This window comes from Mycolicibacterium helvum (assembly GCF_010731895.1).
In the GTDB taxonomy this organism is placed as follows: Bacteria; Actinomycetota; Actinomycetes; order Mycobacteriales; family Mycobacteriaceae; genus Mycobacterium; species Mycobacterium helvum.
In genome coordinates, this window is sequence record NZ_AP022596.1 from 951,324 (window position 1) to 964,533 (window position 13,210).

At 67.1% G+C, this 13,210-nt stretch carries 10 protein-coding genes; 4 read left to right on the forward strand and 6 right to left on the reverse strand.

The window, feature by feature from the left end; translation table 11 throughout:
* Positions 1 to 29: 29 nt before the first annotated feature.
* The 4 genes from G6N38_RS04190 to G6N38_RS04205 all read right to left on the reverse strand — a co-directional run bounded on the left by G6N38_RS04190 (position 30) and on the right by G6N38_RS04205 (position 4,350).
* Positions 30 to 968 (reverse strand): glucosyl-3-phosphoglycerate synthase, encoded by a 939-nt coding sequence (locus tag G6N38_RS04190; protein WP_163746387.1) that lies wholly within the window; start codon positions 966 to 968, stop codon positions 30 to 32.
* The gene (gene folP, locus G6N38_RS04195; RefSeq protein ID WP_163746388.1) at positions 965 to 1,840 is read right to left on the reverse strand and encodes a dihydropteroate synthase; all 876 of its coding nucleotides are present in this window, start codon (positions 1,838 to 1,840) and stop codon (positions 965 to 967) included. Before folP ends, G6N38_RS04190 begins: the two co-directional genes overlap by 4 nt.
* A gap of 84 nt (positions 1,841 to 1,924) precedes the next feature.
* The gene (gene fadD6 / locus G6N38_RS04200) at positions 1,925 to 3,724 is read right to left on the reverse strand and encodes a long-chain-acyl-CoA synthetase FadD6 (protein ID WP_163746389.1); all 1,800 of its coding nucleotides are present in this window, start codon (positions 3,722 to 3,724) and stop codon (positions 1,925 to 1,927) included.
* Between the two features lie 56 nt (positions 3,725 to 3,780).
* Positions 3,781 to 4,350 carry a cytokinin riboside 5'-monophosphate phosphoribohydrolase gene (locus G6N38_RS04205; protein WP_163746390.1) on the reverse strand — a complete coding sequence of 190 codons (570 nt, stop codon included), beginning with the start codon at positions 4,348 to 4,350 and terminating at the stop codon, positions 3,781 to 3,783.
* 72 nt (positions 4,351 to 4,422) lie between these two features.
* On the opposite strand from G6N38_RS04205, the gene G6N38_RS04210 reads away from it, so the two are divergent.
* On the forward strand, positions 4,423 to 6,486 hold the full coding sequence (locus G6N38_RS04210) for an ATP-binding protein (protein WP_163746391.1): 2,064 nt from the start codon (positions 4,423 to 4,425) through the stop codon (positions 6,484 to 6,486).
* On the opposite strand, the gene dapE is transcribed toward G6N38_RS04210, so the two are convergent.
* Positions 6,471 to 7,535: a succinyl-diaminopimelate desuccinylase gene (gene dapE, locus G6N38_RS04215; RefSeq protein WP_163751790.1), complete on the reverse strand. Its 1,065-nt coding sequence runs from the start codon at positions 7,533 to 7,535 to the stop codon at positions 6,471 to 6,473. The two genes, G6N38_RS04210 and dapE, sit on opposite strands and share 16 nt — an antisense overlap.
* A 59-nt stretch (positions 7,536 to 7,594) precedes the next feature.
* Here dapE and dapD point away from each other — a divergent pair, with 59 nt between their 5' ends.
* The 3 genes from dapD (at position 7,595) to G6N38_RS04230 (ending at position 11,891) form a co-directional block, all read left to right on the forward strand.
* Entirely contained in the window at positions 7,595 to 8,539 is a 945-nt protein-coding gene (gene dapD / locus G6N38_RS04220) for a 2,3,4,5-tetrahydropyridine-2,6-dicarboxylate N-succinyltransferase (protein WP_163746392.1), read from the forward strand.
* Positions 8,540 to 8,622: 83 nt separating this feature from the next.
* Positions 8,623 to 9,324: an ABC transporter ATP-binding protein gene (locus G6N38_RS04225; RefSeq protein ID WP_163746393.1), complete on the forward strand. Its 702-nt coding sequence runs from the start codon at positions 8,623 to 8,625 to the stop codon at positions 9,322 to 9,324.
* Positions 9,324 to 11,891, forward strand: coding sequence for an ABC transporter permease (locus G6N38_RS04230; RefSeq protein WP_163746394.1), 2,568 nt, complete (start codon positions 9,324 to 9,326; stop codon positions 11,889 to 11,891). Before G6N38_RS04225 ends, G6N38_RS04230 begins: the two co-directional genes overlap by 1 nt.
* Here G6N38_RS04230 and G6N38_RS04235 read toward each other — a convergent pair.
* Positions 11,888 to 13,207: an acyltransferase gene (locus G6N38_RS04235; protein ID WP_163746395.1), complete on the reverse strand. Its 1,320-nt coding sequence runs from the start codon at positions 13,205 to 13,207 to the stop codon at positions 11,888 to 11,890. The genes G6N38_RS04230 and G6N38_RS04235 overlap by 4 nt on opposite strands.
* Between the last annotated feature and the right edge of the window lie 3 nt (positions 13,208 to 13,210).

Below are 13,210 nucleotides of genomic sequence, written 5' to 3' on the forward strand. Positions count from 1 at the left end.
CATCGTCGGCGCCGGAGCGCGGAAGAAGATCAGCGCAGGGTGTTCATCGGCGGGCGATCCGCCAGCGACACCGTCGTGGTCCGCGGCAGGTACCCGTCATGGCCATCGGGCAAGAACTGGGTGAGCCCGATACCGGAGTCGGCGATGCCGCAGCGCGACAGCAGGGTCGCGATGACCTGGCGGCTCATGGCGCCCAGCTCGATCAGCGGCCGGTTGCGGTGGCTGCGCACACCCAGATTGACCTGTGCGATCGCATCCAGGCCGAGCCGGTCGTAGGTGTCGACCAGCAGGCCGATCTCCACGCCGTAACCCGGCGCGAACGGCACCGAGGTCAGCAGTTCGCGGGTGCCGGCGTACTCGCCGCCCAGCGGCTGCAGCACGCAACCCAGCTCGGGGCGCAGCGCGGCCAGTAGCGGGCGGGCGACCAGCTCGGTAACCCGGCCACCACCGTTGGCGTCCTCACCCTTGCCGACCTTCAACGGCCGCCGGTAGAAGCCCTTCACCAGATGGACCCCGTCGGCCGTCAGCAGTGGACCGACCAGCCGTGGCACGAACATCGGATCGGGGTCGATGAGATCCGAGTCGACGAACACGATGATGTCGCCGGTCGTGGCGGCCAGCGAGCGCCACAGCACCTCACCCTTGCCTGGCTGCGGCTCGACCTCGGGCACCGCCTGCTCGCGGGTGACCACCCGGGCGCCGGCGGCGATCGCTTCGATCTCGGTGTCGTCGGTCGAGCCGGAATCCAGCACGATCAGCTCGTCGACCAGGCCACCGAGCAACGGGCGGACGGTGTCCACCACCGAACCGACCGTCTCTTCCTCGTTCAGCGCGGGCAGGACGACGGAAATGGTGCGGCCGCGCTTGGCGGCCACGAGTTCGTCGATAGTCCAGGTCGGCCGGCTCCAGCTGTGGTCAGACAGCCAGGTATCGCCGGGAAGTGTGTCGTTGGCCACGAGTTCGGTCATGCCAGGCCCCTCACCGTCCGCGCCGGCGGACGCTCCCCACGGATCGACGCGACCATTTCCAGCACGCGCCGAGTGGGTCCCACTTCATGCACCCGGAACATCCGGGCTCCGTCGGCGGCGGCCAGTGCGGTCGCTGCCAGCGTGCCCTCGAGTCGTTGAGTGAGCTCCACACCCAAAGTCTCCCCGACGAAATCTTTGTTGCTCAGTGCCATCAGGACAGGCCATCCGGTCTTAACAAGATCTTTTACGTGGCGCAACAAAGTAAGGCCGTGATAAGTGTTCTTGCCGAAATCGTGGGTCGGATCGATCAAAATCGCGTCCCGGGCGACCCCGAGAGCGACGGCCCGCTCGGCGGCGGCGGTGACCTCAGCGATGACATCGTCGACCACACCGGTCACCGTGGTCCCATAGTTCACCCGAAAGGGCCGGGTCCGCGGCGCGGCCCCACCGGTGTGGGAACACACCAGCCCCGCCCCGAATTCGGCCGCCACCTCGGGTAGGCCCGGGTCGGCACCGGCCCAGGTGTCGTTGATCAGGTCCGCTCCGGCCGCACAGGCCTGTTTGGCCACCGAGGAGCGCCAGGTGTCGACGCTGATCAGCTGCTCGGGGTATTGGCCACGCAGCCATTCGATGAAGGGCACCACGCGGGCGATCTCCTCGTCGGCGTCGACCAGGGTGCCCGGTCCTGCTTTCACTCCCCCGACGTCGACCACGTCGGCGCCGTCGGCCACGACGCGGTGGGCGGCGTCCTTTGCCGCCTCGTCGGAGAAGGTCGCGCCGCGGTCGTAGAACGAGTCGGGCGTGCGATTGACGATCGCCATGATCAGCGCGCGATCACCGGCGACCGGTCGTCCGCAGAACGTCGACTTCACCCCTCCATGGTGCCTGGTGGGGTCGAGATCGACGAAATGATGGCACCGGAGGGCAGGAGCGAAGCGACCCGGGAATTGGCCGGGTCAGCCCTTGGGCCTGCCGCCGGCGGCGACTTCCTTGGGGTACTCGGCGTAGAACGGCACGTAGCCGTCCTCCTTACCGGCCAGCACGTACAGCGGGTCCTCGATCTCCTCACCGTCGCCGCCGTAGGCCTGCTTGCGCAGGTCGACCTTGCGGCTCTTGAACGTCGACGTGGTTTCCAGCGACTCGACAATCCGGACGAACAACGGCACCGCGTAGCTGGGCAGGTTGCCGTAGACGGTCGCGGCCAGCGCCTTGCCGTCGAACTCCACACCGTCGCGCAGCTTGATCGCCGCCATGCCGGCCCGTCCGCCGGTGTCGGGCACCTCCACACCGAACACCGTGGATTCCTCGACGTTCTTGTCCTGACCGAGGGCACCTTCGACCTGCGTGGTGGCGACGTTCTCGCCCTTCCACCGGAAGGTGTCGCCGAGCCGGTCGGCGAACGCGGCATGCCCCATGCCCTGCGGGTTCATCACATCACCGGTGTTGAACCACACATCGCCCTCTTTGAAGGCGTTGCGCACCAGCTTCTTTTCGCTGGCCTCTTTGTCGGTGTAGCCGTCAAAGGGCGACAGCTTGTTCACCGGGCTGATCAACAGGCCGGGCTGGCCGGGCTGCACCTTGCGGACCCGGCCGTTGTCGTCGCGCGCGGGCTCGCCGGTCTCCGCGTCGTACTCCACGTAGGCCAGCGGCGTCGGGCTGACGCCCGTGCTCTTGGGGATGTTGAAGATATTGATGAACGCCGCGTTGCCCTCGCTGGCGGCATAAAACTCGGCAACCCGGCCGATGCCGAATCGGCGGGTGAACTCGTCCCAGATCTCCGGGCGCAGCCCGTTGCCGGCGATGACCCGGATCTTGTGCGCGCGGTCGGTGACCTTGGCCGGCTGGTTGAGCAGATAGCGGCACACCTCGCCGATGTAGATGAACGCAGTGGCTTGCATCTGGATGATTTCGTCCCAGAACCGCGACGCCGAGAATGACTGACCCAGTGCCAGTGTGCCGCCTGCGCTGATCACCGACGACAGCGCGACCGTGAGCGCGTTGTTGTGGTACAGCGGCAGCGGGCAGTACAAGGTGTCGTCACTCTTGAGTCGAAGACCCAGGCCGCCGAACGCGCCCAGGGCGCGCAGCCACCGATGATGGGTCATCACGCTGGCCTTGGGATGCCCGGTGGTGCCCGAGGTGAAGATGTAAAACGCGGTGTCTTTGGCCTGGACCTGCGACGCCGACGCGGGGTTATCCGTCGGCTTGCCGGCGGACTGCTCGACGAGCTCCTCGATCGTCATCAGCTGGCCGGGCTCAGCACCGCTCTCCTTGATCGGGTCGATCAAGTCGGATTCCGCGACCACCACCGTGGCTTTGAGCAGACCGATACTGTGCGACAACACATCTGAGCGCTGGTGATAGTTCAGCATGCCGGCCACCGCACCGCATTTGACCGCGGCCAGCATCATCAACACCGTGTTGGGCGAGTTGCGCATCATGATGCCGACGACGTCGCCGCGGCCAACTCCCTTGTCGGCCAACACCGCCGCGAAACGGTTCGCGGTCTGGTTGGCCTCCCGGTAGGTGATCTTCTCGTCACCGAAACGGATGAACACGTGGTCGGCGGAGCGGGCAGCGCGGTCCTGGAATACCTTGCCGATCGAGGTCTTCGACGTCGGCAACGCCAGGAAGCCCGTCAGCACACCGCGCAGGATCACCGGCGCGTCCATCACGACCGCGGGCAACCGCGTCGCGAGGTCGAGCAATCCCACCGATTTTCCCGCACCAGACTCGGCGGAATCGCTACTGGTCATTCGGCGCCTACCTCTCGTATCTCGCCCGTCCCGCGGGTCAGCGTAACCCCGGCCCGCTACAACCCGGCCGCGCAGACCTCGATCGCCGTTGCCACATCGTCGACAACCACCAACCGGTCCAATGCGGCCTGAGCGACATAGCCGGGCTCAACCAAAGATGCCAGCCAGGTTCGTAGTCCGTCGTAGTGACCGGCGGGATCGAGCAGCACCACCGGCTTTGCGTGCATACCGAGGTACCCCGCGGTCCACGTTTCGAAAAGTTCCTCCAGCGTGCCGATCCCGCCTGGCAGTGTCAGGAAGGCGTCGCTGCGGTCCTCCATGACTTGTTTGCGCTGCCGCATGGTGTCGGTGACGATCAGCTCGTCGGCGTCGACATCGGCCAGCTCGCGGTGCACGAGCGCCTTCGGGATGACGCCGACGGTGCGCCCGCCGCGGGACCGGGCCCCCTCGGCCACCGCGCCCATCGCCGAGACGTTGCCGCCGCCGGACACCAGCGTCCAGCCGCGCTCGGCGATCGCCTCGCCCACCCGGTGCGCGAGGTCGAGCAGCTCAGGGTGGCGCGGTCCGGAGGCGCAGTACACGCACACCGCCCAGTCGTCGTCAGGGTTCTCGGATCCAGGATGCACCCGGCAAACCTAACGCAGCCGATTTACCGCTATTGCCCTGCCGGTGGCGGCCTGCGCAAATAAAGTCCGGCTATGCCGATTCGGTGGCCTCTGGTGCCGCGCCAGCCCGTAGCAGACGCGATCGAACTCCTTCAGAGCCACGGCGGGGTGGCCCTGGTGGGTGCCGACGGAACCGGCAAGACCACCCTTGCCCAGCAGATCGCCGATCGGCTGGGTGAGAAGAGCCCGGTCTGGGTGATTGCCACCAGAACGCAGTCCGGCGTGCCGTTCGGGGCGTTCGGTCCGCTGGTCGAGGTCACCGAGGTCGGCAAGCCGGCGGCGCTGATCCGCTCGGCACTGGATTCGCTTCTGGCTCAAGCCGACAGCACGCTGATCGTGGTGGACGACGCACAGTTGCTGGATCCGCTATCGGCCACCTTGGTCTATCAGTTGGCCCGCCACCCTCAGGTGCGGCTGCTCGTGACGGTCCGAGCAGGCGGAGCATTGCCGTCGGCGGTGGCAGCGCTCTGGGAGGACGGGTTGCTGGCCCGCCTGGATGTCGGTCCACTGGACGAGGCCGAAACCCAGGCCCTACTGGCGGCTTTGAACGAGCCGCGCGAAGACGCCTACCGGCGCAGCGGCGGAAACCCGCTGGAGCTGCGGATGCTGACGCAGACGCGTTCGGTGGCAACGTCGCTCGACGCTCTGGTCGACGCCTATCTGGCGCAGCTGCCGTCCCCTGTGCGCACCGTGTTGGCGTACCTAACGGTGCACGAGCCGCTCGCGCGATCCGATCTGGCCGCACTGGCCGGCGATGGCAGCATCGAGCAGGCCGTAAAAGACGGGGCGGCAACACTATTCGACTCGATGGTCTATGCCGGTCACCCACTGTTCCTCGATCGAACAGAACGGACGACCGACCCCGCTGACGCCCGCCGGCTGCGCACCGAGATCGTGGCCCAGCTGGCCACCCGGCCCTGCCGCGATCTGGCCGACCGGCTGGGCCGGGCGGTGCTGGCGCTGGACAGCGACGCGCCCGAGTCCGTCGACGATGTGGTGGCCGCGGCCCAGCAGGCGCTGCGGCTGGGCGACCTGAGTGTCAGCGAGCGGCTCGCCAGCGCGGCGCTGGCACGTTCGGAGCGTTTCGATGCCCGGCTGGCACTGAGCTATGCGCTGGCCTGGCAGGGCCGCGGCCGCGAAGCGGATTCGGTACTGGCCGCCGTCCATGCCGACACGCTCTCCGAAGCCGAGGTGATGGCGTGGGCGTTGCCGCGGGCGGCCAATCAGTTCTGGATGCTCTCGGAACCCGAACGCGCCACCGCGTTCCTGCAGAACATCCGCAAACGGATCTGCACGACAGCCGACCGCTTGACACTGGATGCGCTGTCGGCGACGTTCGCGATGAATGCCGGCAACCTCGCGCGCGCGATCGAGATCGCGGCCGAGGTGCTGGCCGCCCCGGAGGCCGAGGACATGGCGGTGGCGTGGGCGGCCAGCGCGTCGGCGTTGTGCTCGGCACGGATGGGCCGGTTCGATCAGGTGGGTCCGCTGGTGGAGCGGGCCCTGGGCGCCGAACATCCCGGGCTGCTGCGGTTCACCGTGGGCCTGGCGCAGACAACGACGCTGTTGATGTCCGGGCAGTCCGACGCGGCGCACGACACCGCGAGTGAGTTCACCGATTTCGCCGAGCTGGCCCAGCCTGGCCGGTCGATCGGTGAGGTGCTGATGGCTCAAGTGCTCATCGCCCAGGGCGACCCGGCGGACGCGGCGCAACTGCTCGGCCCGGCGGCGACCACCCTGGACCGGACGGGCTACTCGTGGGGACCACTATCGCTGATGTATTTGGCCACGGCGCTGGCCCAGCAGGGCGAGATCGCCGAGTCGGCCAAGACGCTGAGCCGCGCCGAGTCCCGACATGGCACCAAGTCGGCGTTGTTCGCTCCCGAGTTGGGGGTGGCGCGGGCCTGGCAACTGGCGGCCATGAGCGACGCCGACGGGGCGATCGAGGCGGCCCGAGACGCCGCGCGTGGCGCCGAGCGCGGTGGACAGCTGGGGGTCGCGGTGTGGGCGTGGGACCAGGCCGAGCGGCTGGGCGATACGCACGCCGCCGCCGCGCTGGCGAAACTGGCCGAGGCCGGGGTTCAGGCCGTCAGGTAGCGCCGCAAGGTGTCGGCGACGGCGGTGATCTGCGCGATGGCCACCCGTTCGTCGCGCTTGTGTGCCAGGTTCGGGTCGCCTGGACCGTAGTTCACCGCGGGGATGCCGAGCGCGGCGAACCGGGCGACGTCGGTCCAGCCGTACTTGGCCCGCACCAGTCCGTCGGCGGCCGCCACCAGCGCTGCCGCCGCCGGGTGATGTAGCCCCGGTAGCGCACCGGCGGCCACGTCGGTCTGCTCGAGGTGCACATCGAGCCCGTCGAACACCTCACGCACGTGGGCCAGCGCCGCCTCCGGTGAGCGGTCGGGGGCGAACCGGAAGTTGACGGTCAGCGCGGCGGCGTCGGGGATGACGTTGCCGGCCACCCCACCCTCGATCCGGACCGCCGAGAGCCCCTCCCGGTAGGTGCAGCCGTCGATGTCGACGATGCGGGCGTCGTAGTCGGAGAGCCGGTCCAGCACCGCACCGAGTTTGTGAATCGCGTTGTCGCCCAACCATGATCGCGCGGAATGCGCGCGCGTTCCGGCCGCCGAGATGACGACCCGCAGGGTGCCCTGGCAGCCGGCCTCGATATAGCCGCCGGACGGTTCACCCAGGATCGCGACGTCGGCGTGCAGCCAGTCCGGAAGCTCGCGTTGGATACGGTTCAGACCGTTGGCGCTGGCCTCAATCTCCTCGCAGTCGTAGAAGATCAGGGTGATGTCGTGGACCGGTTCGGCGATGGTGGCGGCCAGGTGCAGGAACACCGCGTCACCGGATTTCATGTCCGATGTGCCGCACCCGAAGAGGTGGTCGCCCTCGAACCGGGACGGCACGTTGTCGGCGATCGGCACCGTGTCCAGGTGGCCGGCCAGCACCACCCGCGAGGGCAGGCCGAAGTTCGTGCGGGCCAGCACCGCATCACCGGTGCGGACGATCTCATAGCCGCGGGTCTGCGCGCGCAGCGCGGCTTCCACCTCGTCGGCGATCCTGGCCTCGTCGCGCGACACGCTCGGGATGTCGACGAGCGCAGCGGTCAGCGCGATCGGGTCAGCGCTCAGGTCTAGCAAAGGGTCCGGCACAACTTCCCAGGCTAGCGGTCGGCGCCGATGTATTACGGTGGAGCACCGTGACTTCTGCTGCGGGCTTCGGACTGGCCACCATCACCGAGGACGGCACCGTCCTCGACACCTGGTTCCCGGACCCCGAACTGGGCGCCTACAGCCCCTCGGGCAGCACCCGGCTCTCCGCCGACGACGCACCCGAGGATCTGGCGGCGCTGGCCGGGACCGATCCGGCTCGTGGTGTCGAGACCATCGTCGTACGCACGGTGATCGCCGACCTGGCCGACAAGCCCGCCGACACCTATGACGCCTACCTGCGGCTGCACCTGCTGTCGCATCGGCTGATCGAACCGCACGGGCTCAACCTCGACGGTATCTTCGGTGCGCTGACCAACGTGGTGTGGACGAACTTCGGGCCATGCCAGATCGAAGGCTTCGAGAACGTGCGGGTGCGGTTGCGCCGCCGCGGTCCGGTGACGGTCTACGGCATCGACAAGTTCCCTCGGATGGTCGACTACGTGGTGCCGACCGGGGTACGGATCGCCGACGCCGATCGGGTCCGGCTCGGCGCGCATCTGGCCCCGGGCACCACCGTCATGCACGAGGGATTCGTGAACTTCAATGCCGGCACGCTGGGCGCCTCGATGGTGGAGGGGCGCATCTCGGCCGGGGTCGTCGTCGGCGACGGCTCCGACGTCGGTGGCGGCGCCTCCATCATGGGCACGCTGTCCGGTGGCGGCACCCAGGTGATCTCGATCGGCAAGCGCTGCCTGCTGGGCGCCAACGCGGGCCTGGGCATCTCACTGGGCGACGACTGCATCATCGAGGCCGGCCTGTACGTGACCGCGGGCACCAAGGTCACCACCCCGGACGGACAGACCGTGAAGGCGCGCGAGTTCTCCGGCGCCAATAACCTTCTGTTCCGGCGCAATTCGCTGACCGGGGCGGTCGAGGTGGTGGCCCGCGACGGTAAGGGCATCGCACTCAACGAGGCGCTGCACGCCAACTAGGCGCACTGTCCGGCCAAATCGGACCGAATTGCAGTAGCGCACTACTGCACCCGCCACGCCCCGTGCACGTGACGATCAAGGGCGTGAACCCGGTATTGCAACTCAATGGGGTGAATAAGTCATACCGACGGGGCGATGAGCTGGTTCACGTGCTCGTCGATTTCGACTTCGCCTTGGACGCAGGCGAATTCGTGGTCGTGACCGGACCATCGGGAGCCGGCAAGTCGACCTTGCTGCACATTGCCGGCGGGTTGGACGCACCCGACACCGGCACTGTGGCAGTGACTGGTCACGACGTCTGGTCGATGAGGGCAGGCTCCCGAGCGGCGTTCCGGCGGCGCAACCTCGGCTTCGTGTTCCAGTTCTTCAACTTGGTGCCGATGCTGACGGCAGTGGAGAACGTGTCATTGCCGCTCGTCCTGGACGGTGTGTCAGCGCGAACAGCCGACGCGCGGGCGGTGGAACTGCTGGACCGGATCGGGCTTGGCGACCGGGCGAAGCACCGGCCGGCCGAACTGTCGGGCGGACAAATGCAGCGCGTGGCAGTCGCCCGCGCACTGGTGGCCCGGCCGTCCATCGTGCTTGCCGACGAGCCGACCGGAAATCTCGACAGTCATTCGTCGACCGAGGTCTTGGATCTCCTGCGATCACTGTCCGACGAGGACGGTACAGCCGTGGTCATGGTCACCCACGATCCGGCGGCGGCACGCTACGGCACCCGTGAGGTGCACCTGGTGGACGGACGCGTTTGCGCGGCCGACGCCGTAGTCCCTGTGGAACCGTGATGCGTTGGTTGCGCGCGGGATCGATGGCGTTGCGGCGCATCCACCTTGCGGCGCTGATCGCGGACTGGCGCCGCACGCTGCTCAGCGTTCTCGGCGTCGCCCTCGGGGTGACTGTGGTGCTGGGCGTTCTGATCCTCAAATCAGAGGTCGCCCGCCCGTTCGACGCCTTCGGTCCGTCGCTTACCCACGCCGCCGACACCGAGGTGGTCGAGGTGACACCGAACGTCAGCGGTCGGTTGCCGATCGCGACCGTCAACCAGCTGCACACCGAGATCCCCGGGGCGGCCGTCATCCCGATCGTCGCCGGCCTCACGCCCGTGGACGTTCCAGGTGCCACCAAGCATGGCTTCTTCCTGCTCGGCGGCTCATGCCAGATCGAGTTGTTGGTGGGCACGTTCGACTGCGAACAGCGCGCCCGTGACATGAAGCCCGCAGACGGGCCCGGTGTGCCGCTGCAGATTCCGACGGCGATCGCCGAACGTCATGGCCTGAAACTCGGTGACGAGGTGCGCATCCCCGGTCTGCCCCGAGGTTCTGCGCATCTGGGGTGGACATTTGCCGAATTCGACCGCGTCGCGGGCATTAACGACGGCTACGTGTTGCTGGCGCCCTCCACCGATATCGCGGCGGCGCTGCTCGGCTCCCCTGGCTACGTCACGTCCACGTTCGTCGTCCCACGACCCGGGATCGACAGATCGCACCTCACCGCTGATATTGATCGGGTGGTCGCCGGCGTCGCAGTGGCTGGCGCCCCCCATCCGCACCTGCCTGCCGTGTTCGAGAACGGCGCGCAGACCTTCAACCTGGTCGCGGTGGCCGGCATCATCGTCGGCATCTTGATCGCGGTGAACACGATCCTGCTGGCCGTCGAGGACCGGCGCGCGGTGATGGGAACCATCGGTGCGATCGGCGCCGGGCCTGCTGGGTTGTTCGGCGGAATGGTCACCGAAGGAGCAGTGGTGGGCCTCGTCGGTGGATTGTTGGGCGTACCAAGCGGATTCCTCCTTGGTAACTATCTGGTCGGCAGTTTCGGACAGTCCATGCTGGCCGGATCTGGCGGCACAATCGCTGCGCATTTCACGCCGAGCCTGATTCCGCTCGGCGCGGGTGCAGGAATCGTCTGCGGCGTCCTCGCCATGATCGGGCCCGCCGCCAGGTTGGTCCGTGACGGACCGCTGGCGGCAATGGCGAGCGCTGGTGGAGTGCAGCGCGCCCGAAGAATTCCCGTCTGGCCGCTGTTCATCGGGGTCGGCTTGCTGGCGGCTTCGGTCGTCGTGCTGAAGATTTTCGAGCGCGGATCGCTACCACTGAACGTGGGCATCAACGGCATGACGATGGGGTTGTTCGGGTTGGTGCTGGCCACGGTATGGCTCGCCCCGCGCGAGGCCGGTGTACTGATCAAGGGGCTGACGATCGTGCGTCCCGCCGTCGGGCGCCTGCTGAGCGCCGACTTCGGGCGCTACGCATTGCTTTTCGCGTTCTCCGCCGCATTGCTCGCCGAGAGCACGAGCTTTGCCATCGGGTCATACAGCATGCAGCTGCTCGGCACCTCCCAGGTTGCAGCGCAGAAGCCGGACCGCCTTCCCGACTCGTTGTTGATCGCCCCGCAGTCGGTGCTCGATCAGCGGGACGGCCAACTCTCTGACGCAACGTTCGCGCTGGTGTCTCGCGCTGCTAACGGACGCAACGTCTCGGCGCGCTGGCGATCGACGATCTCGTCGGGAAGTTCCTCACGACTTGTCGCCGGCGTCACACCGGGTGATTGGTACAGCAGAGCGCTGTATGAGCCGACGGCTGCCGGTGACGCGTTCTGGCAGGGCCTGCAGGACGGCGAGGTCGGACTGAGCGAGATTGCGGCGAGCCGGCTCGAAGCTGCCGCGGGAGACACCGTCGAGCTGCCCACCGTGAATGGACCGAAGCGGTATCGAGTAGCCGGGATCGTTACGCCACAGATGGTCAATGACGCCGCGGTGGGCGATATCGTCCTGGTTTCCGAGCGCTTGGCACGCGCCGACTGGGCTGCGGTACGCGATCAGGTCGCGGTGGCCTACCAGTCGTCGGTCGACGCGAGTGCCCACCGTGACGATTTCCTGAAGCTGGATGCCGGATTGTGGGTGTACGACACCGAACAATGGCGATCGGTGGCCGCCACCGGGATAGAGCGCTTTCTGCAACCGTTCACGCTCGCCGGCTATGTGGTGATGGCCGCCGCGGGTCTGAGCCTGCTCAACGTGTTCGTGCTGGGATTGGTGCAACGCAAACGTGAGCGAGCCGCATTACGGGCAATCGGGGTTACCCCGGGACAAGAGCAGGCCGTGATCATCGCCAACGCCGTCCTGCTCGGCCTGCTGGTCGCGAGCCTGGCCGCGCTCGGCGGTGTGGGGCTGACCTACCTCTGGTCGTTGGGCTCACCGGTGTACTACGGCATCAAGATCGAATGGGGTGTGGCCCAATTGGCGTTGCGATCCGGGGTGACCGCCGTATTCGCCTTGATCGCGATCGCCGCGGTGTATCCCGTGATCCATGCGCGTCGCCTGGAGGCGGTCGACATACTGCGCACCAGCTAGGCGTGAAGTTCCCGATGCAATCGGGGAATGTCGTCGTCGGCGCACCGAAAGCGGTGCAGGTGCTCGCGGATCCCGCGACGTGACATGAACGTGAATTCTTCTGGCGGCAAAGACATCTGAAAAAGCAGCCCGCGACCCTGCGCCCCCTCCATAAGTGCGCCACCGCCCGCAACCGGCAGTGTCATCACCATCGTGCAGTAGGACGGGACGGTCTTTTCGAATTCGATGCGGTAAAGGCCAAAGCCGCTCAGGTTCGTGATGAGCGGATTCCACCGCGCCGGATTGAAAGCCGTGGATACACAGCGAGCACCCCGCCACGCACCGGCGATGTCCAGGAACTGCTGGTTGATCCGCATGTCGCAGTGTTCGTCGTCAAAGTGGTCCACATGGTGGCGTATGCGTTGGGCGATCGAGTATGCCGCGTCTTCGGTGAACAGGTCGACGTTCATCGTCGTAATGATGTTGCCGGTCAGCCTCGGGTCGAGTCCACAACGCTTGCGTGTGTTCACGACAATCGCGAGAGCGCGACGGCCCACCAGGGGATCGGCGTTCATCAGCGCTTCAGATACCACCGCGCACACAACGTCGTTGGCGGATAACCGCGTACCGCTTCCGAACGCGTTACGCATGCGAGCGATCTCAGCCTCACCGAAGTAGAGACTCAGGGTCCGCTGCCTGGGCGAATCTTTTATCAAATATCGCACGCAGCGGGCGGTTTCGATGAGGCCGAGGCAACGCACCCCCGGCCGTCGCGCGCCATCGGCGCGAAGATGTTCGTCGAGGTATGCGGCGCGGTCTTCGATGATCAGCGGCTGCATGCACGGTGTGTCGGCGGCCGCGGCAACCCAGGTGTTCATGAAGTGCATCAGGGTCTGCATATCGCCGACGGCGTGGTGCCACGAGAAACCGATCGCCGTTGCGTCATCCGCGAGTCGGGTGACACGCACCCGGCACACCGGACCCCATCCCCATCGTGCGATGGCGCCGTTCACGGGGTCGACAAGCCAGATCCCGGTGTCGTCCACAGTCGAGCGGATGGCCTCCTCGAGGGTGCGATCCGAGGACACCACCGTGAACGGCACACCCTGGCCCCTGCACCGGATTCCCATCCTCCCTCTGGCCAGAGTCATTCGTCCGGCGAAAATCGGCAGCACGGTGAGGGCGTGCGCAAATGCCCGGGCAAGGGCGGTGGTCTCAAGCGGTCGCTCGAAGAAGAAGACCATGTGGGTCGCCAGGTTCGCGACGATGACATCTCCGACATTGCAACGAATGTCGAGCGGCTGTGCGCGCGACGGCTTGATCAGTTGGGTCGACACGAT

What these genes read in the sequence shown, in the direction of transcription:
- G6N38_RS04190 (WP_163746387.1), bottom strand. Translation starts at nt 968, where the DNA reads ATGACCGAACTCGTGGCCAACGACACACTTCCCGGCGATACCTGGCTG.
- fadD6 (WP_163746389.1), bottom strand. Translation starts at nt 3,724, where the DNA reads ATGACCAGTAGCGATTCCGCCGAGTCTGGTGCGGGAAAATCGGTGGGA.
- G6N38_RS04210 (WP_163746391.1), top strand. Translation starts at nt 4,423, where the DNA reads ATGCCGATTCGGTGGCCTCTGGTGCCGCGCCAGCCCGTAGCAGACGCG.
- G6N38_RS04230 (WP_163746394.1), top strand. Translation starts at nt 9,324, where the DNA reads ATGCGTTGGTTGCGCGCGGGATCGATGGCGTTGCGGCGCATCCACCTT.